The sequence below is a fragment of the Formosa sp. A9 genome (assembly GCF_051200825.1).
In the GTDB taxonomy this organism is placed as follows: Bacteria; Bacteroidota; Bacteroidia; order Flavobacteriales; family Flavobacteriaceae; genus Formosa.
Map to the genome: position 1 here is coordinate 1,482,394 of NZ_CP195158.1, position 21,984 is coordinate 1,504,377.

Genomic DNA, 21,984 nt, shown 5'->3' on the forward strand with positions numbered 1-21,984 from the left:
TAAGGATTGTTGTTATTATTTTTTGTTTGTGTTTAATTTACTCGGCACTGGCATCATCGCCTGGTTTCCAAACGATATCGCCTTCTGCATCTTTAGGTTTTGCTGGAGTAGTGCCATGTAAACTAATAACATAACTGGCTACTTGTGCTATTTCTGCAGGTTTCAAGCTTTGTTTCCAGGCAATCATCCCTTTCCCAGCTCGACCACCTTCGCTTATGGTATGGAAGATGTTTTTTATGCCTCCGCCTAAAATCCAATGATCGTCTGTTAAATTAGGGCCAATACCTCCGCCGCCATCAGCCATGTGACAGGCTACACAATTGGTTTGAAAGGTTGCCTTACCAGCATTTAAATCGGCTGCATCTGTAAGTAGTGTTACCGTGTTGACATCTACCAAATCTTTAGCAGTTTTTTTGTATTCTTCAATAGCGATTTTAGCTTCGGCCAATTCGGTTTCGTATTCATCAATTTGTGAGTCACCATTAAAGACTTCGTATCGCAATAAATAAACAGCTGCAAATACAATGGAAATGTAAAATGCATACAGCCACCATGGCGGTAACGAATTGTCTAGTTCGCGAATGCCATCGTAATCGTGGTCTAGAATAATTTCGCTTTCCTGAGCTAATGGTTTTTGTCCTAATAACTTTTTGTAGGTACGTTGTAGCCAAAGTATAAATTGAGGAGTTTTAGCTTTATTGGTAGCGTACTCTAATTTGCCAGTCTCGTCTAGACTTTGGTAAAGAATATTGTCTAGTGCCGACACGATGCCTTCTATGGCAATAATAATAAGGAGAATCAGCATTAAAAATAATAAGACTGCAGGATATTTAACAAACGCGGGTTGGTCGCCTGAGTCTACAAAATATTCTACAAGTCCGGCTATAATAAAGAATAGCACAGGAACTCTTATAAAGGATGGAATGTAATTTCTCATAATATATCGTCGTTTGGTTGGTTGTCGTTATCGAATGGTATATGGCTTACAGTATCTATATATTCTTTTTTAGCAGTAAGAACCCACCAAAAAAGTAATACGAAAAAAGTAAAGAAGATGATTAAGGAAATAATAGGGTATATTTCTATTCCAGAAATACTTTCCATATAATTTTTTGCAAATTTTAGCATGATTACGTGGTTTTTGGTTACTCTTCGGTTACTTTAATATCTGTTCCTAAGCGTTGTAAGTAGGCAATAAGTGCTACAATTTCGCGATTTCTCATTTCAACAAAATCTTCGCCGTTTTGGGCAGCCGCTTTTTTGTCACTTTCGTACGATTCTGCAAAATCTGGATCGTTGTGTAAGCTGGTTTCAATTGCTGTACCTTGTTCCAACATACTTTGTTGGGCATTGGCAATATCTTCATCTGTGTAAGGTACTCCAAGAGATACCATAGTTTTCATTTTCGATTCGGTCTGCGATTTATCTAATTCGTTTCTGATAATCCATTGGTAAGCTGGCATTATAGAGCCGCTGGAGGTACTTTGTGGGTCGTACATGTGGTTGAGGTGCCAGTTGTCTGAATATTTGCCACCAACGCGGTGCAAATCTGGTCCTGTACGTTTGCTTCCCCAAAGGAATGGATGGTCGTAAACGTATTCTCCTGCTTTTGAATATTCACCATAACGTTCTACTTCGCTTCTAAACGGACGAATCATTTGTGAATGGCATCCCACACAACCTTCGCGAATGTAAATATCTCGCCCTTCCAATTCTAAAGGTGTGTAAGGTTTAACACTGCTAATAGTTGGAATATTAGATTTTACCATAATTGTTGGAACAATCTGAATAATACCTCCAATTAAAATAGCAATGGTTGCAAGAATGGTAAGTTGTATAGGTCTACGTTCCAACCAAGTGTGAAACCCTTCGCCAGCAAGACGTCTGTTAGTAACGCGTTCTAGTGCAGGAGCTTCAGCAAGTTCGTCGGTTACAGCACTACCACTTTTAATAGTCGCGTAAATGTTATAAACCAAAACAACGATACCGATTAAATACAAGGTGCCTCCTGCAGCACGCATGGCATACATAGGAATGATTTCGGTAACAGTTTCTAAGAAATTACCATATACTAAGGTGCCGTCTGGGTTAAACTGTTTCCACATACTAGCTTGTAAAAATCCAGCGACATACATAGGTAATGCATAAAGAACAATACCTAAGGTTCCAATCCAAAAATGAACATTAGCAAGTTTTAAAGAATGTAATTTGGTTTTAAATAATCTTGGTATTAACCAATAAATCATACCAAAGGCAAAGAAACCATTCCAAGCCAAAGCACCAACGTGTACGTGCGCAATAATCCAGTCGGTAAAGTGCCCAATGGCATTTACATTTTTAAGCGATAGCATAGGACCTTCAAAAGTAGCCATACCGTAACCAGTAAGGGCAACGACCATAAACTTTAAAACCGGATCTGTTCTTACTTTGTCCCAAGCCCCTCTTAAGGTAAGTAATCCGTTTATCATACCTCCCCAGGATGGCATAAGGAGCATTACCGAAAAGGCAACGCCTAAGTTTTGTGCCCATTCTGGAAGTGCGGTATATAAAAGGTGATGAGGTCCAGCCCAGATATAAATAAAAATTAAAGACCAAAAGTGAACTATGGATAGTTTATAGGAGTACACAGGTCTGTTTGCAGCTTTAGGCACAAAATAATACATAAGACCTAAAAACGGTGTGGTTAAAAAGAAAGCTACAGCATTGTGGCCATACCACCATTGCACCAAAGCATCTTGAACCCCAGCATAAACCGAATAACTTTTTAGTCCGCTTACGGGTAATTCTAAGCTGTTGAAAATATGTAGGACAGCTACGGTAACGAAAGTTGCCAAATAAAACCAGATGGCAACGTATAAATGACGTTGTCTGCGTTTTAAAATAGTAGCTATTAAATTCCAACCAAACACAACCCATACAACAGCTATAGCTATGTCTATAGGCCATTCTAATTCGGCATACTCTTTAGACGAGGTATAACCTAATGGTAGGGTAATCGCGGCGGCAACAATTATAAGCTGCCAACCCCAAAAGTTTATACTACTTAACAAGTCGCTTGCCATCCTGGCTTTTAATAGCCTTTGCGAGGAATAATACACTCCTGCAAAAATGGCATTACCCACAAAAGCAAAAATGACCGCGTTGGTATGTAATGGTCTTAGTCTACCAAAACTTAACCATGAAATACCATCGGTAAGGTTCGGGAAAAGAAAGAAAAACGCTAGTAATAATCCAACGGCCATGCCTATTACACCCCAAAAGATGGTGGCGTAAACAAATTTTTTAACGATTTTATTATCGTAATAAAACTGTTGTATTTCCATAATTTAAAATTGATTAGTCTTTATTGGTTAGTATTGAATCGTTAGGTTTATCTTTAATGAGTTCGTCTTCAAAAAGCATGCGTACAGAGGGCGTGTAACTGTCGTCGAATTGCCCACGCTTTACGGCAAAAATAAAAGCTATAAAGAAAATTATAGCTACTAAAATGCTTACTCCTAGTAATATATATATTACACTCATGTAGGTTTATTTTGATATAAAAATAATAGGCTCTAACAAGTCATAAAATGATATTTGTCATGTTTAAGAAAATTGTTAGCGTAACCTTTTACCTATAATATTGGTTGCAATTGTGGTAAATACAACTATACTAATAGAACTTAAAGGCATTAATATTGCAGCTACAACGGGAGATAATTGTCCAGTTACTGCAAAGTATAATCCAACACAATTATATATTAAAGATAATAAAAAACTCCATTTAATTACGTTAATGCATGATTTTGATGTAGTTAAGAATCGATTTAAATTACTTAACACAGTGGCGTCCATAATGCCATCGCAAGCAGGAGAAAAAATATTAATGTTTTCGGATATTGCAATACCTACGTTACTTTGTGCTAAAGCGCCAGAATCGTTTAAACCATCGCCAACCATTAAAACTTTAGCGCCTTCGGTTTGGTGGTATTTGATATACTCTAACTTGTCTTCCGGTTTTTGATTGAATAACAGTTTGGTTTTGGCAGGAAGCAGTTTTTTTAAATTGTCTAATTCGCCAGCATTGTCACCCGATAAAATGGCTAAATCGTATTGGGGTTTTAAGGTGTTAAATAATTTAGACACACCTTTTCTGTATGTATTGTAAAAAGTAAATTTGCCTTTGTAGGTGTTATTACTACTAATATGCACGTTAGTGTTTAGTGCACCTGTTTGGCTCTTAATACCAACAAAATTGGCTGAACCTATTTTAATACTATCCTGTTTTAGTTGCCCTTCAATACCTTGGCCAATATGTTCTTCAAAATAATCTAGGGTAACAATATCATTTGCTTTTAAAATATCGTATAAAGTTCTACTTAAAGGATGGTTAGATCCGCGCAAGGTGTTTTTTAAAAGGCGCTCTTCGGTGGTTGTTAGTGGCATACCGCTGTAGGTAGCAGTGCTTTTTTTGTTGGAAGTTATAGTGCCGGTTTTGTCGAAAATAATAGTGTTTATAGTGGCAAGCTGTTCTAGTGCACTGGCATTTTTTAAATATAGTTTATGCTTGCCAAAAATGCGAAGCATATTGCCAAAAGTAAAAGGAGCAGCAAGCGCAAGGGCACACGGGCAGGCAATTATAAGTACTGCGGTAAATACATTAATAACTTTGCTGGCATCGTAATACAACCAAAAAGCAGAAGCTAAAACAGCAATAGTGAGTATACTAATAGTAAAACGCTTACTTATAGTGTTGGTAAGATTGGTAAATGTGTGTTCTTTATTTTTATTAAATACATCATGACTCCATAATTTAGTTAAATAGCTTTGTTTTACAGCTTTTAAAGCTTCCATTTCTATACTCCCAGACATTTGTTTGCCTCCTGCAAAAACCTTATCGCCAGATTGTTTTTTTATGGTTTCAGATTCTCCTGTTACAAAACTATAATCTATCGAGGCTTTACCTTTTATGATAATGCCGTCAACAGGAATCAGTTCTTCGTGCCTTATAAGTAGGCGATCACCTTGTTTAATATCGTATACCTGAATGGGTATTTCTTCGGTTTCAGAAATAATTTTAGTAACAGCTATAGGAAAATACGATTTATAATCGCGCTCGAATGACAAGAAATCATAGGTTTTTTGTTGAAAGAATTTCCCGAGTAACAGAAAGAATACGAGTCCTGTAAGGCTGTCGAAAAAGCCAGAACCTATATCGAAACTAATTTCAACAGTACTTCTAACAAACAACACGGTAATTCCAATTGCTATCGGGACGTCTATATTTAAAAAACCAGCACGTAAACCCTTAAAAGCCGATGTAAAATAATCGCGGGCAGCATAAAAAACTACAGGCAAAGAGAAAATAAACATTAACCATCTAAAAACATATTTATAGCGGTCTAACCAAAATTCGTTAACCTCGAAATATTCTGGAAACGATAAAAACATAACGTTGCCGAATGCAAAACCCGCAATACCGAGTTTGTAAATTATAGACCGATCTGTTGCTTTCTGTTCCCGACTTATATCGTCTAAACTTATATATGGTTCGTAACCAATATTACTTAAAAGAGTAACGACATCTTTTAGCGATGTGTTATTGGCTTGGTAGGTTACGCGTACTGTTTTTTTGTTAAAATTAACCTGAGAGCTGGTAATGTTGGAATTTAATTTGTGTAAATTTTCTAAGATCCAAATGCAAGAGCTACAGTGTATATGGGGAATGTATAAGGTTGCTATTTGTGTGTTTTCGTCATTAAATTCAAGGAGCTTGTGTAATATAGCGTCATCGGTTAAAAAGTCGTATTTGCCAGCAACGGTTTTAGGTGCAGTTCCAGGAGCCTGTTGCAAATCGTAATAATTGGTGAGGTTGCTTTCCGAAAAAATTTCATAAACCGTTTTACAGCCGTTGCAACAAAACAGTTTGTCGTCAAATTCAATTTGAATATCGTCGCAAGGCGTGCCGCAATGAAAACAGGTGTTAGATGTCATAAAATGATTTTGGTTAGAACCATCAAAGATTTAAAATAGCGTACAATAAAAATATGATTTTTATCACCTTTTAAGTACTTTTACATCTTAAAAATTTCAGTTTATTTATGGGGGATTGCCAACAATGCGTTGTTAGAAAAATAAATGCGCTACAGATGCTAAAGGGAAAAGAAGTAAAAGCGATAGCAGATTGTAAGGTTACTAAAAGTATAGCCAAAGGCGATATTATATTTTCTGAAGGCGACATGCTAAACGGTGTTTATTGTGTGCAATCGGGTATATGTAAGCTCACTAAATTAAGCGAAAAAGGAAAAGAGCAAGTAGTAAAACTTGTGGTAAAGGGCGAGCTTTTAGGGCAGCGCTCGGTTATTTCCAATCAAGCAGCAAATTTAAGTGCTACCGCTTTAAATGATATGGAAGTTTGTTTTATTCCTAAAACCGAATTATTAGAAATTTTACACAGTAACAACGATTTTTCTTTCGATGTATTACTGCGCATGGCAACCGATTTAAAAGAAGCCGAAACCACTATTATTAACATGGCCCAAAAATCGGTTAGACATCGTTTGGCAGAAATATTATTGTATTTGTACAATGATTTTGGAGTAGATGAAGCTGGTTTTTTAAATGTAACGTTGTCTAGAGAAGATTTTGCAAGTATTGTAGGCACAGCTACAGAATCTATAATACGTACCTTATCTCAGTTTAAAAAGGAAGGGTTAATAAGTACTAAGGGCAAGCAAATAAAAGTTGAAGATAAAAAGTCCTTAAGCATGCTAGAATAGTATAGCAAATCTCAAATTCTTCTACGATTTTCTTTTTTTCGATGGCCTTAAGGCTGTTATTATTATGTAAAATGTATTTCTGTTCTCTTATAAATTAGTATTTTTATAAGGCTATGAAACATCCAAATTACAAATCTGGCTTTGTGTTTAAAACTTACGAAGCGCCAAATCAATCGCCATTCGAGAAACTCTTCGAGATTTTTAAAGAGCTGATTACACACACTTCTGGCGATTTTGACGAAGCGATTTCTTGGTTACGAGAACTCGATAAAGAATATCAACTTACCGATGCCAATTATACAGTAGACGATTTTATAGAAGACCTTAAAAAGAAAGGGTATATCCGCGAAGAAATCGATCCTGATGGCTCTGGTGGCGGTATGGCCATTACGGCTAAAACCGAACGGGCTATTAGGCAGCAAGCTTTAAACCATATTTTTGGCAAGTTAAAACGCAGTGGTTCTGGCAACCACAGAAGCAAGCAAGTAGGTACAGGCGACGAGCATACAGGCGAGTTTAGAAACTATCAATTTGGAGAAGCACTCGATAAAGTGTCAATTACCGAAAGTTTAAAGAATGCACAAATCAATCACGGTGTAGGGAGCTTTAATTTAACCGAAGACGATTTGGTGGTCGAAGAAACTTTACACAAATCGCAAATGAGTACCGTTTTAATGATTGATATTAGTCATAGTATGATTTTGTATGGAGAAGATCGCATTACACCCGCCAAAAAAGTGGCGATGGCACTGGCCGAACTCATAACCACACGCTATCCTAAAGACACTTTGGATATTTTAGTGTTTGGTAACGATGCCTGGCTTATAGAAATTAAAGATCTTCCGTACTTAAAAGTAGGTCCTTATCACACCAATACCGTAGCCGGACTGCAACTGGCAATGGATGTTTTAAGACGAAAACGCCATACCAACAAACAGATTTTTATGATCACCGATGGTAAACCCAGTTGCTTGCGAATGCCCGATGGCGACTATTACAAAAATAGCATGGGATTAGATCCATATATTGTAAATAAGTGCTATCATGCAGCGCAACAAGCCAGACGTTTACATATACCAATTACTACCTTTATGATTGCTAAAGATCCGTATTTAATGCGTTTTGTAAACGAGTTTACCCAGGCTAATAAAGGAAAAGCGTTTTATACAGGACTTAAAGGTTTAGGTGAAATGATTTTTGAAGATTACGAAACAAATCGGAAGAAACGCATTAGAGGTTAGTGGATAGTAAGCAATAAGAATAATCAAATAGGAAAGTAAAAGATAATCGAAAATTTTGCGAATGTATAGAAATTTATTCGCGCTTTCGCGGCAAAAAAGAACCCCAGAGAATATGAAAATAGAGCACATAAAAACCTTAGGAGATTTAAAAAAATCAGGATATAAAAGCAAATCTATAAAAGATGAATTACGCGACAATTTAATTGAAAAATTAAAAACCAATACTGTTACTTTTGAAGGTGTGCATGGTTACGAAAACACGGTAATTCCAGAATTAGAGCGAGCTATTTTATCTAAACACAATATCAATTTATTAGGGTTGCGAGGCCAGGCAAAAACACGCATGGCACGTTTAATGGTGAATTTGTTAGACGATTATATTCCCATTGTTGAAGGTTCCGAAATTAACGACGATCCTTTACAGCCTATTTCTAGATACGCTGTAGAATTAATAAAAGCGCAGGGCGATAACATACCTATTGCTTGGTTGTCTAAACACGAACGTTTTGCCGAAAAACTAGCCACGCCCGATGTAACCGTAGCAGATATTATTGGCGATGTCGATCCCATAAAAGCAGCGCACTTAAAACTGAGTTATGCCGACGACCGCGTGATTCATTACGGAATGATTCCAAGAGCCAATCGCTGTATTTTTGTGATTAACGAATTGCCAGATTTGCAAGCCAGAATTCAGGTGGCTTTGTTTAATATTCTTCAAGAAGGCGATATACAAATTCGCGGTTTTAAGTTGCGGTTGCCATTAGATATTCAGTTTGTGTTTACAGCAAATCCAGAGGATTATACTAATCGGGGTAGTATCGTTACGCCCTTAAAAGATCGTATAGGCTCACAAATTATAACACACTATCCTATCGATATCAATACTGCTAAACGTATTACCTCGCAAGAAGCGAAATTAAGCGAATCGCAAACCAATTTAGTACAGATACCAGAATTAGCTAAAGATATTTTAGAACAAATTGTGTTCGAAGCACGCGATAATGACTACATAGATGCTAAAAGTGGAGTAAGTGCTAGAATGAGTATTACGGCCCTCGAAAATTTGGTAAGCACAGCTGAGCGTCGTGCATTAATTGCAGGCGATACCCAAACACAAATTCGATTGACCGATTTTCTGGGGATCATTCCAGCCATAACTGGTAAGGTAGAATTGGTTTACGAAGGCGAACAGGAAGGTGCATCGGTGGTGGCTTTCAATTTAATTGGTGATGCAATTCAGGAACTATTTCCGTTGTATTTTCCTAAGATCGAGAAATTAGAAAAGCAAAACGAAGAAACACCTTACGATGGGGTCGTGTCTTGGTTTTTTAATAGTAAAGATGGGTTTGAATTATTAGACGATTTAAATGAAACCGATTATAAACAGGCTTTAGATGATATTGAACCTTTAAGTCAATTGATTGAGAAATATCAGCCAGAGGCAGACCATGAAGCTAAATACTTTTTGAAAGAATTTGTGCTATGGGGATTGGTGCAGTTTAAAAAACTCAATAAATACCGCTATACAGAAGGCATTCAGTTTAAAGATCCTTATGGTAGTTATATTAGCGGTTTGTAAATAAAAAAGGCTGTCTAAAGTGTAACAGATTGTCATTCTATTACACTTTAGACAGCCACTTTTCAGTTTTCTATAAGGGTTTTACGTCTATGTAAAAATCAGGGTCAACTTCTAAGGTTTTAGCCGTAGTTGCTAAAGTTTTCCAATTGGCAGTAGGGTATAACCATTGCGATTTTTCATTTATAGTAACCTGAATTGGCATATCAAAATCGTTTACAATATTAATGTAACGGTATTGTAATTGATTGTTCTCAAATTTATACTCTAAAGTAGGAATGCGAATATCTCTTAAATATTGATTGAAAAAAGCTGTTAAATCAATGCCCGTTTCTTTACTTAAGTAATCTTCAATTTGTTGCGTGTTTACGGTCTGATGATAAAACGTTTCGTTCATTCCTCGTAAAATTTGTCGCCACTTTTCGTCGTCTTCAATAAGCTGACGTAATGTGTGTAACATATTGGCACCTTTATAGTACATATCGCCAGAACCTTCGTGATTTACGTTGTAAACACCAATTATTGGGCGATCGTTTTGTATGGCTTTTCTGGTGCCAATAACATATTCTGCAGAAGCTTGTTTGCCGTAATAGTAATCTAAAAATAAATTTTCGGAATACGCTGTAAAACTTTCGTGAATCCACATGTCTGCAATATCGATGTCGGTAATATTATTGGCAAACCATTCGTGTCCTGCTTCGTGAATAATTATGAAGTCGAATTTTAATCCCCAGCCTGTACCAGACAAATCACGTCCTAAATAGCCGTTTTCAAAATTATTGCCATAGGTTACCGAACTTTGGTGTTCCATGCCCAAGTAAGGTACTTCTACTAGCTTAAAACCGTCTTCGTAAAACGGATAAGGGCCAAACCAGTGTTCGAAAGCTTTCATCATTTTAGGCGCGTCCTTAAACTGTTTTTTGGCTTTATCTAAATTGTATTTAAGCACGTAATAGTTCATGTCTAACGGCCCTTTTTCACCTTGATAGACTTCCGAAAAATGGGCGTAATCGCCTAGGTTAACATTCACGCCATAATTATTTATCGGATTTTTTACAGACCATGTGTAAATGGTACTTCCATCGTTTAGTTTTTTGGTGTTAGTAAGTCGGCCATTAGATACGTCCATAAGGCCTTTAGGTGTGGTAACGCTAATATCCATACTATCTACCTCGTCGTACATATGGTCTTTACATGGCCACCAAACACTGGCGCCCAAACCTTGGCAAGAGGTCGCAACAAAATCGTTGCCATTCTTGTCTTTTTTCCATGAAAAACCACCGTCCCAAGGGGCTTTTACCGCTTCCTTAGGATGCCCTTCATAATACACATCTATACTGTTAATGTCGCCAACACGTTGTTGTTGTTTTAGGGTGATAAAATGTGCGTTGCCAGTTCGTGTTACGTTCAATGTTTTACCATCTTGCGTAACTTTGGTAATGTTTAACGGCTCCTGCAAATCTATTTGAAGCACATTATGGGGTTCTAGTACCTTATACTGTACAGTATTTTTACCCGAAATGAATTTTTGTTCTGGTTTAACAGTTACATTTAAATGGTAGTAAGTTAAATCCCACCAAGCGCGTTCAGGAGTAATACTACCTCGAAGCGTGTCTTGGTGTGTAAATTGCTCGTTGTGTTTAAAGAGTCCGTTTTGGGCAAAATTATTTAAACTGAAAAGTAAAATAAAAGCGCCAGATAGCCTGCGAAAATTCATAGTTGTGCTTTGCTTGTAAGTTTGAAAAATATTAGTCTAAAGCAAATGTATTTAATAATTCTCTAACTTCGGATGTGTCTTTAACATGATATTTGGCATTTGTCTTTTTTATGCCAACTTTAACAGTGTATGCCGTTTCTGGAAGCTCTTCGAACATATACTCATCGGTCCAATCGTCGCCAATAGCAAACATAAAGTCATACTTTTCTTTTGTTAATAATCGCGAAGCTGCGCGGCCTTTGTTTACATTACTACTTTTTATTTCGGTAACCTTATTACCTTTAAGTACCGATAAATCGTTATTGGAAATTAAACTGGTTAATACGGTGCTTAGTTCTATGGCACGTTTTTGGCCGAGTTCGGGATCTGTTTTTCTAAAATGCCAGGCCAACGAGTAGCGCTTTTTTTCTATAAATGTTCCTGGAGTACGATCTACAAACGTTTCTAAAATTGGTAGTATGCTAGACATCCAGTCGTTTTTTAAATGTTCTAGCATTTCCCAATCTTTGCCATTTTGCTTTAACCAAACCCCATGATCTGTAACTAGGGTGTAAGGCTTATTTGCAAACCAATCTTCAAACGTTTCGCGATCACGTCCGCTTATTATTACTAAATCTACACCGTCTTTGGCATGTAGGGCATCTAGCGTTTTAAAGAGCTCGGCGTCGGGTTTGGCGTCTTTCGGATTATTTTTAAAACCAACCAAAGTACCGTCAAAATCCAGAAGTAATAATTTTTTGTTGGAGGTTTTAAACGCCTTAGCGATATCTTGTTTAAGTTGGGGGGTAAGTTTTGTAGATTGGGCTTGTTCGTCGTTAGACTTGGTGCCTTCCAGGGCATCTAAAAATTCCTCTGCCCATTTTTCTACACTGTAGCGTTTTAATCTATTTTGAAGAATGGCAATACGATTTTGCTGATCTTCTAAAGGCATTTCTAAAGCCTCTTTAATGGTATCTGCAATTTGCTCGAAATTGTTGGGGTTAATTAATAGGGCTTCGTTCATTTCGTTTGAAGCTCCTGCCATTTCGCTTAAAATGAGCACCCCATCTTGATTGGTTCTAGTGGCAATATATTCTTTTGCAACCAAATTCATACCATCTCGAATGGGCGTGATTAAAGCAACATCGGATGAGGTGTATAAATCGATGAGGTTTTCAAACGGCATTGAGCGATAAAAATACCAAACAGGCGTCCAACTGACAGTAGCAAATTTACCATTTATACGGCCAACCAACTCGTCGGTTTCGCGTTTTAGTTTCTGGTATTGTGGGACATTGGAACGCGATGGAACGGCTAGTAAAATAAGTCGTACTTTTTCCTTAAATTCTGGGTATTTGTTTAAAAAATATTCGAAGGCTCTTAAACGTTTTGGTATGCCCTTAGTGTAATCTAACCGATCTATAGAAAGTATAATTTTAGCACCTAACGATGTTTTTATATGCTCGTCTAAACGGCGCTGTAGCTCCGATTTTTCTTTTTCTTTCTGGTTGGTATTGGCAACAGCAGCATTATAAAATTTGTTGTAATCTATCCCCATCGGGAACGAGTCTACTTTTATGTTTCTGTCGTCGTAAAGAATATCGTTAAATTTTACGTCTAATCGTAAAATACGTTTTACGGAGCTTAAAAAATGGCGTTCGTAATCGTAGGTGTGAAATCCTATTAAATCAGATCCGAGCATGCCTTTCAATAATTCTTCACGCCATGGGAAGGTTCTAAAGATTTCGAAAGACGGAAACGGAATATGTAAAAAGAATCCTATAGAAATATTAGGGTTTTTGTCTCGTAATAGTTTGGGTAAAAGTAACAGTTGGTAGTCGTGAACCCAAACCGTATCGCCATCGTTAACATGTTCTAAAACAACGTCGGCAAATTTCTGGTTTACGGCTTTATACGATTCCCATTCGGAACGTTCAAAAGTGGTGTATTCCATAAAATAATGAAATAAAGGCCATAATGTTTTGTTACTAAATCCTAAATAAAAATTGTCTACATCTTCGGTAGTTAAGGGTACGGTTACACATTTTTCCTTCTGTACTTCTGCGTTAACACGATCTTGTAATGCAGGCGTAAGTTGTTCTTCTGTTAATCCAGACCAACCTACCCAAATACCATTTCCATCGGCGTGAACAGATTTCATTCCCGTCGCTAAACCACCCACACTGGGTTTTATTTCTAATTGAGAATCTTCTAATTTAACTTGTAAAGGAAGTCTGTTCGAGACAATTATTGTCTTATTCATGAAGTTGAGTTTTGATTAGCAATAAGTTTTTCGTTAATTTAAAGAAAAATAGGTTGCTAACCATATAAAAGACGATTTTAATGAATAATTTAGATTACGGAATTATTGGTAACTGCCGTAGTGCGGCACTCATTTCTAAAACAGGTTCTATAGATTGGTGTTGTTTGCCAGAGTTCGATTCTAGCTCGGTTTTTGCCAAAATATTAGATGAAAATATAGGTGGTAATTTCGGGTTTATAGTAGACGATACATACAATATTACACAACGATATTTAGACCGAACCGCTATTTTGGTTACTTCGTTTAGTAACGGTACCGATGCTTTTGATGTGATGGATTTTATGCCAAGATATCATAAAACCACAGGAGGCTATCAATCACCTCCAGAAATTATTCGCTTTATAAAACACAGAACAGGGGCTCCTAAGTTTAGAGTAGATTATAGTCCAAAATTGGAGTATGCTCTGGGTGAAACTAACACATATGTTAAGTCCGATTTTATTGTTAGTTTAACAGATAAAGAAAAGTTCGATACGCTTTTTTTATACACCGATTTAAATAAACATGCCGTAGTAAATCGCGAAGAAATAACTTTAACTCAGGATGCTTATTTTTTAATAGGCTACAACGAAAAAATATTTAAACCCGATGTACACAAGGCTTATATCGAGTTTGAACGCACTAAAGTGTATTGGTTAAATTGGATGGATGGGACCCCATCATACGAGCGCTATAACACCGAAATTTGTAGAAGTGCTATTACCTTAAAATTATTAACGTACGATAAAACAGGAGCTGTTTTAGCTGCCGCGACCACATCGTTGCCAGAAACAATAGGCGAGGTAAGGAATTGGGATTACCGTTTTTGTTGGATTCGGGATGCGTCTATGGTTATTAAAGTTGTATCGCACTTAGGCCATAAAAAAATAGCCAAACGTTACCTGCAATTCATTATCGATTTAATACCAGATAAAGACGAAAAGCTTCAAATTATGTATGGTATTAATAAAGAAAAAAAGTTAACAGAAGAAACTCTCGATCATTTAAGCGGTTACAAAAACTCTAGCCCTGTACGCATTGGGAACGCAGCCTACGAACAACGCCAAAACGATATTTATGGTATTTTAATGGATGTGATTCATCAGCAACTGGTTAATTTTAGTACTGATATAGAAAATGGCGAAGAAATCTGGACCATTACAAAAGGCATTGTATGGGTGGTAAATAAACACTGGCAGGAAGCAGACAAAGGTATTTGGGAGTTTAGAACCGAAGAGCGCCATTTTACATTTTCTAAAGTATTGTGTTGGGTGGCGATAGATAAGGCAATTAAAGTGGCCGAAATTTTAGGTAAAAAATCGAAACTCGAAAAATGGATTCCATTAGAGAAATCTATTAAAGAAGATATTTTAACCAATGCATGGAACGAAAAAGTACAGGCATTTACACAATCGTACGGCTCTAACGATTTAGATGCTTCGGTATTGTTAATGGAGCCTTATGGATTTATTGAAGCAACAGATCCTAAGTACGTAAATACGGTTAAAGCCATAGAGCGCGAGCTGAGCAACGATGGTTTATTGTATCGCTATAAAAATAAAGATGATTTTGGGTTGCCATCATCGTCGTTTACCATTTGCACCTTTTGGTTTATTAATAGTTTGTATAAAATAGGTGAGGAGCAAAAGGCGATTGCCCTGTTCGATAAACTATTGTCGTACAGTAACCATTTAGGCTTGTTTAGTGAGGATATCGATTTTGAAACGAAACGATTATTAGGTAATTTTCCGCAAGCATATTCGCATCTTGCACTAATTGAAACAGCTATAAACTTATCTAAAGTGACCGATGAGGAGAAAGTAATTGAAACGATGCGTGAAAATGTAGATGATAAGAAAAATGAAGACTAGAGAAAAAATAAAAGGTCAATTCTTGTTACGGAATTGACCTTTTAAGGGGTTTGAATTAGTCACACATTATATTTTAAAAACAATACTTGTTTTCAGCTTTAACTTTTTCGGCAATAGCATCGCGAAGCGCAATCACGTTTGGCTGATTGGTGTATTTGGTAAAACGTTTTAGTCCCATTAACATCATGCGTTGCTCGTCGCCTTCAGCAAACGAAATAATACCTTCTTTAGCATTTTTATTAATAATGTCTACAGCATTGTAAAGGTATAATTTCGACATGGCAATTTGCTCTTGATGTTTGTTTTCACCAAAGCGTTTGGCATTCTTTTCGGTTCTTAAAATAGCCGATTCTGCCATGTAAATTTCAATTAAAATATTAGATGCCGCCATTAATAATTGCTGATGTTTTTCTAGATCCGGTCCAAATTTCTGAACAGCTGCACCAGCCACCATTAAAAAGACTTTTTTAAGCTTGGCTATCATTTCTTTTTCTTCGGAAAGTAATTCGGAATAATCTGGCGTGTCGAACGACGGAATACTCATCAATTCTTCCTGAACTTTCATGGCAGGACCAATTAAATCTACATGACCCTTCATGGCTTTTTTAATCAGCATCCCTACGGAAAGCATGCGGTTAATTTCGTTGGTGCCTTCATAAATTCTAGCAATTCTAGCATCTCGCCAAGCGGCTTCCATTGGCGTGTCTTCCGAAAAGCCCATGCCCCAAAAATCTGAATCCCTTCATCGGCACAAATCTGAACATCTTCAGAAACGGCTACTTTTAAAATGGAACATTCAATTGCGTATTCTTCCACACCTTTCAGCTCGGCTTCTTGATGCGAATTCCCTGCTTCTTGTCGCATAGCAATGCGGTCTTCGATATCTTTAGCAGCTCTGTACGATGCCGATTCGCCAACATAGGCATTGGTGGCCATTTCGGCTATTTTGTATTCGATAGCACCAAAATCGGAAATGCGGGTTTTAAATTGTTTGCGCTCATTGGCATACTGAACAGCTGTTGTAGTAATGCGGCGTTGCGAGTCTAAACAAGCAGCAGCCAACTTAATCCGACCAATATTTAAGGCATTCATGGCAATTTTAAAGCCTTCGCCACGACCAGCCAACATGTTTTCTATTGGTACAACGGTGTCGTTGTAAAAAACTTGTCGGGTAGAAGAGGCTCTAATGCCCAATTTATGTTCTTCTTCGCCTAAAGTGATACCATTTGGGTTTTCGGGATCGTATTCTACAATAAATCCAGTGATATTTTTATCGTCTTCAATTCGCGCAAAAACAATCATTAAACTGCAAAATCCTGCATTAGAAATCCACATTTTTTGTCCGTTGATAATATACGATTTACCATCGTCGGATAATTTGGCGGTTGTTTTACCAGAATTAGCATCGCTACCAGCACCAGGTTCGGTTAAGGCATAAGCCCCAAACCATTCGCCTGTGGCTAATTTAGGAACGTATTTTTGTTTTTGTTCTTCGGTTCCATAAAGGGTAATAGGCATAGTGCCAATTCCTGTATGGGCGCCAAAAGCCGTACTGAATGAGCCTGTGCCACTAGAAATATAGTCGCAGGTAAGCATGGTCGATACAAAGCCCATCCCTAATCCGCCATATTCCTCAGGAACCGCAACGCCTAGAAAACCGAGTTCGGCTGCTTTTTTCATTACCTCTTCTGTGAGGGCGTAATCTTTAGCTTCGAAACGTGGCTTGTTCGGAATGATTTCACGGTCGTTAAATTCCATAACCGCTTCTTTCATCATGATTTGTTCTTCAGAGAAATCCTCTGGTGTAAATATGTTTTCGCAGTCCGATTCTTTTATAATGAATTGTCCGCCTCTTAATATGTCTTTTTGTGTTGTTTCCATAGTTTTATGTTTTAGCTGTTAGTACTGAGTATTGAGATTTTAGAATTGAGCAATCTAAATACTTAATACTAACATCTCTGTTCTAGTTTAAAAATTCAAAAATCCCACAAGCGCCTTGCCCAGTACCAACACACATGGTTACGGCACCGTATTGCCCTTGCATATTTCGTTTACGCATTTCGTCGAACAGTTGCACCGATAATTTTGCTCCGGTACAGCCTAAAGGATGTCCTAAAGCGATAGCGCCTCCATTTACATTTACGATATCTGGATTTAGGTTTAATTCGCGAATAACCGCAATAGATTGTGAGGCAAAGGCTTCGTTAAGTTCTATAAGTTTTAAATCGTCTTGCTGTAATCCAGCTTGTTTTAATGCTTTTGGCACGGCCTTTACAGGGCCAATACCCATAATCCGTGGTTCGACACCAGCAGCAGCATAATTGACTAGTCTGGCTATAGGTTGTAAGCCTAATTCTTTTACCATGTCTTCACTCATTACCATTACAAAAGCAGCGCCATCGCTGGTTTGCGATGAGTTTCCAGCTGTTACACTGCCGCCAGTTGCAAAAACGGGACGGAGTTTTGCTAAAGCTTCAAGACTGGTATTGGCACGTGGGCCTTCGTCTTTGGTAACCGTGTACGATTTGGTGGCTTTTTTACCGTTTGCGTCAATATAAATTTCTTCAACATCAATCGGGACAATCTGATCTTGAAAACGATTTTCGGCTTGTGCCTTTAAGGCTTTCATGTGCGAATTGTAAGCAAATTCATCTTGATCTTCGCGAGAGACTTTAAACTGCTGAGCCACGGCTTCGGCGGTATTTCCCATACCCCAGTAATAATCTTCGTGCCCTGCTTTTACAATATCGTAATTCAGTTCGGGTTTAAAGCCTGTCATTGGCACGGCACTCATACTTTCAGCTCCTCCAGCGATAATACAGTTAGCCATACCGGCTTGTATTTTTGCGGTAGCCATACCAATGGTTTCGATTCCGGAAGAACAGAAACGGTTAACGGTTACCCCCGGAACATCTACTATATCGAGTCCCATTAAGGAAATTAATCGCGCCATATTAAGGCCCTGTGAGCCTTCGGGCATGGCATTACCAACAATAACGTCGTCGATACGTTTTGGGTCTAATGTTGGCAGTTCTTTCATCATGTGTTTGATGGTTTCTGCTGCCAGTTCATCTGTGCGCTTAAATCGGAATACACCTTTTGGTGCTTTTCCAACTGCGGTTCTGTATGCTTTTACAATGTATGCTTGTTTCATTTTAAATTAGAATTGAGTATTGAGTCATTAGTATTGAGATTCTAAAATTGAGATTTATAGTTTTTTTTGAAATACATAATTCATTTTTTGAATTTCAATACATAATTCAATAATTGGTTTTACACGTATTGCTTCAATTAGATTTAGTTCTTTTAATAATATTAATTGCGTTTGAAGTTCATAACAGGAACCATTTGCAATGCTTAAAAAATGTTTAAATTCTTTACGGGAATTTCTTCCTGCTCCTTCAGCTATGTTTGAAGGTATGGAAATAGTACATCGTTTTATTTGTGAGGTTAAACCGTATTTTTCATCAGAAGGTAATGCTGTAATTAGAAGATAAACTACTTTAGTTAGCTCTAATGATTTTCGCCATATTTTTAAATCTTCTACTTTGTGCATAATCGGCTAATTACTCCATACTCAAACCTCAATACTAAAATCTAATTCCTCAGCGGCTTCCCATTCTTCAACATATGCTGTATGCGTTCTAAGGTTTTCCGTTCTGTACATAAGCTTAAAAAGGCTTCGCGTTCTAGGTCTAATAAATATTGTTCGCTTACTAGAGTGGGCTCGGATAAATCGCCACCAGCCATAACGTAAGCTAGTTTGTTGGCGATTTTTTGGTCGTGTTCGCTAATGTAGCGACTGGCTTCCATCGAGTCGGTTCCTACCAAAAACATACCTAGGGCTTGTTTGCCGAGTACTTTAATATCGTTGCGTTTAATCGGTTGTGTGTAACCCGCTTCGGCCATTAATTTGGCATGTGCTTTTGCTGTTGCAATTTGGCGGTCTTTATTTACCACTACAATATCTTTACCTGGTTGTAGTACACCTAAATCGTAAGCTTCGTAAGCCGAGGTCGATACTTTTGCCATCCCAATGGTTAGGAAATAGTCTTGTAAAGTGTTTAATTCTACATCACCCTTTTTAAAGGTATCTTGGGCGCGTAAAGTCATTTCTTTCGAGCCGCCACCGCCAGGAATAACACCAACACCAAATTCTACTAAGCCAATATAGGTTTCGGCTGCTGCTATTACTTTATCGGCGTGCATCGATAATTCGCAACCCCCACCAAGGGTCATCCCATGCGGAGCAGAAATGGTTGGAATCGACGAATAACGCATGCGCATCATGGTGTCTTGGAAATATTTAATCGCCATATTCAGCTCGTCGTATTCTTGCTCTACGGCCATCATGAAAATCATACCGATATTAGCACCAACCGAAAAATTAGCACCTTGGTTACCAACGACTAAACCTTGGAAATCCTTTTCCGCGAGATCGATAGCTTTGTTAATTCCTGCTAGTACATCGCCACCAATGGTATTCATCTTAGATTGAAATTCGCAATTAAGAATACCATCACCTAAATCTTCTATAACAACGCCCGAATTTTTAAATACTTCGTTGGTTTTTCTGATGTTATCTAGAATGATGAATGCATCTTGCCCTGGAACTTTCACTTGTTTTTTAGACGGAATATCGTAGTAATATGAAGCGCCATCTTTAACGGTATAAAATGATTTGCTTCCCGAAGTAAGCATGTCTGTTACCCATGTGGCTGGTTTCAGACCTTCGGCTTTCATAATTTCGATACCCGTTTCAACACCAATGGCATCCCAAATTTGAAATGGTCCATGTTCCCAACCAAAACCGGCTTTCATCGCATCGTCTATTTTGTATAGATCGTTGGTAATTTCAGGAATGCGGTTTGACACATAGGCAAATAAGGCTGCAAAGTTTTTTCGGTAGAAATCACCTGCTTTATCTTTTCCTGAAACTAGAACCTTAAAGCGATCGACAACTTTATCGATGGTTTTAGTGAGTTCTAAAGTTGCGAAATTGGCCGATTTTTTTTCGCGGTATTCGAGCGTATCGAGATCCAAAGATAGTATTTGACTATTACCTTTGTCGTCTTTTTCTTTTTTATAAAAGCCTTGTTGGGTTTTACTACCTAACCATTTATTATCCATCATCTTGGCAATAAAATCGGGCAGTTTAAACAGGTCGTGGCGTTCGTCTTTTGGCACATTATCGTACAGACCATTCGCCACATGTACCAAAGTGTCTAAACCAACCACGTCGACCGTGCGGAAGGTTGCCGATTTTGGGCGACCAATTACGGGACCAGTAAGTTTGTCGACTTCTTCAATGGTTAATTCCATATCCTTTACCGCATGGAATAAACTCATAATGCTGAAAATACCAATACGATTTCCAATAAACGCAGGCGTGTCTTTAGCGACTACGGCTGTTTTTCCGAGGAATTGTTCTCCATAATTATTTAAGAAATCTAAAACTTCCGGACTGGTTTGTGGTCCAGGAATGATTTCGAATAGTTTTAAGTAACGCGCCGGATTGAAAAAGTGTGTGCCACAGAAGTGCTGTTGAAAATCTTCCGAGCGCCCTTCACTCATAAACTGAATCGGGATTCCCGAAGTGTTCGAGGTAATTAAGGTACCAGGTGTGCGGTGTTTTTCCAGATTTTCGAAGACTTGCTTTTTAATGTCTAGACGCTCCACAACCACTTCTATAATCCAATCGACATCTTTAACTTTTGCGATATCGTCTTCCAAATTCCCCGTCGTAATTCGCGATGCAAATTTTTGATGATAAATAGGAGAGGGCTTCGATTTTAAAGCTGCGGCAAGCGACTCGTTAACTATGCGGTTTCTAACAGTTTTATCGGTAAGGCTTAAACCTTTAGCTTGCTCTGTAGCATTGAGTTCTCGTGGTACAATGTCTAATAATAGTACATTTACACCAATGTTTGCAAAGTGGCAAGCAATGCCGCTTCCCATAATTCCAGAACCGATTACTGCTACTTTTTTAATTCTACGTGTGCTCATTTTATTGAAATAGGCTTTCGTTAATTATATATTTTTTTGTTTGAAATTAAATCGTTTATAACTTCTGCGACTTCGTAAAAGTGTTCGATTTTTTCTGCAGAAATATGTTTACGAACAGTGTCGTTGAAAATTAAAACCCGATCTTTCGAGTAGTCTCTTTTTTCTTTACCAAACGGTGTTAAATGTATTAAAACACCTCTTCCGTCTTCGGGGTTTGGTTTGCGTTCTATTAAGCCTTGTTTTTCCATGTTTTTAATGATTCTGGAAAGGCTAGTAGCTTCCATGCCCATTTTGGGGCCTAAGGAAGTCGATGGTGTTCCTTTTTCCGGATCGATGCTTAATAAGGCGAAGCCAGTGGCCATGGTGCTATCGAATTTTGCACCTTGTTCGTTATACATTTTGGTTACTGCTAACCATGTGGTTCGCAAGACATAATCTATAGTTTTATCTTTCATTCAAACGTTTTAGTAATTCCAAATATACTAAAAAATATTATGCATGCATAATAAAAACGTGTGAAATTTTTAAATAAAA

At 37.7% G+C, this 21,984-nt stretch carries 16 protein-coding genes and 1 pseudogene; 4 read left to right on the top strand and 13 right to left on the bottom strand.

The features are described from left to right. Positions 1-37 precede the first annotated feature (37 nt). The 5 genes from ACR9EA_RS06710 to ACR9EA_RS06730 all read right to left on the bottom strand — a co-directional run bounded on the left by ACR9EA_RS06710 (position 38) and on the right by ACR9EA_RS06730 (position 5,973). A complete protein-coding gene (locus ACR9EA_RS06710; RefSeq protein WP_435138985.1) occupies positions 38-937 on the bottom strand; it encodes a cbb3-type cytochrome c oxidase N-terminal domain-containing protein in 900 nt (299 codons plus the stop codon). Then, positions 934-1,128 (bottom strand): CcoQ/FixQ family Cbb3-type cytochrome c oxidase assembly chaperone, encoded by a 195-nt coding sequence (locus ACR9EA_RS06715; RefSeq protein WP_435138987.1) that lies wholly within the window; start codon positions 1,126-1,128, stop codon positions 934-936. The genes ACR9EA_RS06710 and ACR9EA_RS06715 overlap by 4 nt, the downstream gene beginning before the upstream one ends. 17 nt (positions 1,129-1,145) lie before the next feature. Further along, on the bottom strand, positions 1,146-3,323 hold the full coding sequence (ccoN, locus tag ACR9EA_RS06720; protein ID WP_435138988.1) for a cytochrome-c oxidase, cbb3-type subunit I: 2,178 nt from the start codon (positions 3,321-3,323) through the stop codon (positions 1,146-1,148). A 13-nt stretch (positions 3,324-3,336) separates the two neighbouring features. Next, complete coding sequence (gene ccoS, locus ACR9EA_RS06725) at positions 3,337-3,522, bottom strand: cbb3-type cytochrome oxidase assembly protein CcoS (protein ID WP_435138990.1); 186 nt, start codon at positions 3,520-3,522, stop codon at positions 3,337-3,339. Positions 3,523-3,597: 75 nt separating this feature from the next. After that, positions 3,598-5,973 carry a heavy metal translocating P-type ATPase gene (locus ACR9EA_RS06730; protein WP_435138992.1) on the bottom strand — a complete coding sequence of 792 codons (2,376 nt, stop codon included), beginning with the start codon at positions 5,971-5,973 and terminating at the stop codon, positions 3,598-3,600. Between the two features lie 155 nt (positions 5,974-6,128). Between ACR9EA_RS06730 and ACR9EA_RS06735 the strand changes: the two genes are divergently transcribed. From ACR9EA_RS06735 to ACR9EA_RS06745, 3 genes are all read left to right on the top strand, one after another. Further along, positions 6,129-6,758 (top strand): Crp/Fnr family transcriptional regulator, encoded by a 630-nt coding sequence (locus tag ACR9EA_RS06735; RefSeq protein ID WP_435138994.1) that lies wholly within the window; start codon positions 6,129-6,131, stop codon positions 6,756-6,758. A gap of 113 nt (positions 6,759-6,871) precedes the next feature. Next, positions 6,872-7,999, top strand: a complete 1,128-nt coding sequence (locus ACR9EA_RS06740) for a vWA domain-containing protein (protein ID WP_435138996.1) — start codon at positions 6,872-6,874, stop codon at positions 7,997-7,999. 112 nt (positions 8,000-8,111) lie between these two features. Next, positions 8,112-9,578, top strand: a complete 1,467-nt coding sequence (locus ACR9EA_RS06745) for a magnesium chelatase (protein ID WP_435138998.1) — start codon at positions 8,112-8,114, stop codon at positions 9,576-9,578. Positions 9,579-9,648: 70 nt separating this feature from the next. Here ACR9EA_RS06745 and ACR9EA_RS06750 read toward each other — a convergent pair whose 3' ends face one another. Beyond that, entirely contained in the window at positions 9,649-11,292 is a 1,644-nt protein-coding gene (locus ACR9EA_RS06750) for a M1 family metallopeptidase (RefSeq protein ID WP_435139000.1), read from the bottom strand. Positions 11,293-11,323: 31 nt separating this feature from the next. Next, positions 11,324-13,534 (bottom strand): bifunctional alpha,alpha-trehalose-phosphate synthase (UDP-forming)/trehalose-phosphatase, encoded by a 2,211-nt coding sequence (locus ACR9EA_RS06755; RefSeq protein ID WP_435139002.1) that lies wholly within the window; start codon positions 13,532-13,534, stop codon positions 11,324-11,326. 80 nt (positions 13,535-13,614) lie between these two features. Between ACR9EA_RS06755 and ACR9EA_RS06760 the strand changes: the two genes are divergently transcribed. Beyond that, positions 13,615-15,444 carry a glycoside hydrolase family 15 protein gene (locus ACR9EA_RS06760; RefSeq protein ID WP_435139004.1) on the top strand — a complete coding sequence of 610 codons (1,830 nt, stop codon included), beginning with the start codon at positions 13,615-13,617 and terminating at the stop codon, positions 15,442-15,444. A 73-nt stretch (positions 15,445-15,517) separates the two neighbouring features. On the opposite strand, the gene ACR9EA_RS06765 is transcribed toward ACR9EA_RS06760, so the two are convergent. From ACR9EA_RS06765 to ACR9EA_RS06790, 6 genes and pseudogenes are all read right to left on the bottom strand, one after another. Continuing rightward, positions 15,518-16,141 carry a hypothetical protein gene (locus ACR9EA_RS06765; RefSeq protein ID WP_435139835.1) on the bottom strand — a complete coding sequence of 208 codons (624 nt, stop codon included), beginning with the start codon at positions 16,139-16,141 and terminating at the stop codon, positions 15,518-15,520. Next, a pseudogene (locus tag ACR9EA_RS06770) lies at positions 16,130-17,325 on the bottom strand (acyl-CoA dehydrogenase family protein); the annotation flags it as partial. The pseudogene ACR9EA_RS06770 and the gene ACR9EA_RS06765, both read right to left, overlap by 12 nt. 82 nt (positions 17,326-17,407) lie before the next feature. Continuing rightward, positions 17,408-18,598, bottom strand: coding sequence for an acetyl-CoA C-acyltransferase (locus tag ACR9EA_RS06775; protein WP_435139006.1), 1,191 nt, complete (start codon positions 18,596-18,598; stop codon positions 17,408-17,410). Between the two features lie 54 nt (positions 18,599-18,652). Next, positions 18,653-19,000: a four helix bundle protein gene (locus ACR9EA_RS06780; protein ID WP_435139008.1), complete on the bottom strand. Its 348-nt coding sequence runs from the start codon at positions 18,998-19,000 to the stop codon at positions 18,653-18,655. Positions 19,001-19,041: 41 nt separating this feature from the next. Next, positions 19,042-21,450 carry a 3-hydroxyacyl-CoA dehydrogenase NAD-binding domain-containing protein gene (locus ACR9EA_RS06785; protein ID WP_435139010.1) on the bottom strand — a complete coding sequence of 803 codons (2,409 nt, stop codon included), beginning with the start codon at positions 21,448-21,450 and terminating at the stop codon, positions 19,042-19,044. Positions 21,451-21,470: 20 nt separating this feature from the next. Beyond that, complete coding sequence (locus ACR9EA_RS06790) at positions 21,471-21,905, bottom strand: MarR family winged helix-turn-helix transcriptional regulator (RefSeq protein WP_435139012.1); 435 nt, start codon at positions 21,903-21,905, stop codon at positions 21,471-21,473. Positions 21,906-21,984 lie beyond the last annotated feature (79 nt).

What these genes read in the sequence shown, in the direction of transcription:
- ccoS (WP_435138990.1), bottom strand. Translation starts at nt 3,522, where the DNA reads ATGAGTGTAATATATATATTACTAGGAGTAAGCATTTTAGTAGCTATA.
- ACR9EA_RS06750 (WP_435139000.1), bottom strand. Translation starts at nt 11,292, where the DNA reads ATGAATTTTCGCAGGCTATCTGGCGCTTTTATTTTACTTTTCAGTTTA.
- ACR9EA_RS06765 (WP_435139835.1), bottom strand. Translation starts at nt 16,141, where the DNA reads ATGGAAGCCGCTTGGCGAGATGCTAGAATTGCTAGAATTTATGAAGGC.
- ACR9EA_RS06755 (WP_435139002.1), bottom strand. Translation starts at nt 13,534, where the DNA reads ATGAATAAGACAATAATTGTCTCGAACAGACTTCCTTTACAAGTTAAA.
- ACR9EA_RS06715 (WP_435138987.1), bottom strand. Translation starts at nt 1,128, where the DNA reads ATGCTAAAATTTGCAAAAAATTATATGGAAAGTATTTCTGGAATAGAA.
- ACR9EA_RS06730 (WP_435138992.1), bottom strand. Translation starts at nt 5,973, where the DNA reads ATGACATCTAACACCTGTTTTCATTGCGGCACGCCTTGCGACGATATT.
- ACR9EA_RS06785 (WP_435139010.1), bottom strand. Translation starts at nt 21,450, where the DNA reads ATGAGCACACGTAGAATTAAAAAAGTAGCAGTAATCGGTTCTGGAATT.
- ccoN (WP_435138988.1), bottom strand. Translation starts at nt 3,323, where the DNA reads ATGGAAATACAACAGTTTTATTACGATAATAAAATCGTTAAAAAATTT.
- ACR9EA_RS06710 (WP_435138985.1), bottom strand. Translation starts at nt 937, where the DNA reads ATGAGAAATTACATTCCATCCTTTATAAGAGTTCCTGTGCTATTCTTT.
- ACR9EA_RS06760 (WP_435139004.1), top strand. Translation starts at nt 13,615, where the DNA reads ATGAATAATTTAGATTACGGAATTATTGGTAACTGCCGTAGTGCGGCA.
- ACR9EA_RS06735 (WP_435138994.1), top strand. Translation starts at nt 6,129, where the DNA reads ATGCTAAAGGGAAAAGAAGTAAAAGCGATAGCAGATTGTAAGGTTACT.
- ACR9EA_RS06790 (WP_435139012.1), bottom strand. Translation starts at nt 21,905, where the DNA reads ATGAAAGATAAAACTATAGATTATGTCTTGCGAACCACATGGTTAGCA.
- ACR9EA_RS06740 (WP_435138996.1), top strand. Translation starts at nt 6,872, where the DNA reads ATGAAACATCCAAATTACAAATCTGGCTTTGTGTTTAAAACTTACGAA.
- ACR9EA_RS06780 (WP_435139008.1), bottom strand. Translation starts at nt 19,000, where the DNA reads ATGCACAAAGTAGAAGATTTAAAAATATGGCGAAAATCATTAGAGCTA.
- ACR9EA_RS06775 (WP_435139006.1), bottom strand. Translation starts at nt 18,598, where the DNA reads ATGAAACAAGCATACATTGTAAAAGCATACAGAACCGCAGTTGGAAAA.
- ACR9EA_RS06745 (WP_435138998.1), top strand. Translation starts at nt 8,112, where the DNA reads ATGAAAATAGAGCACATAAAAACCTTAGGAGATTTAAAAAAATCAGGA.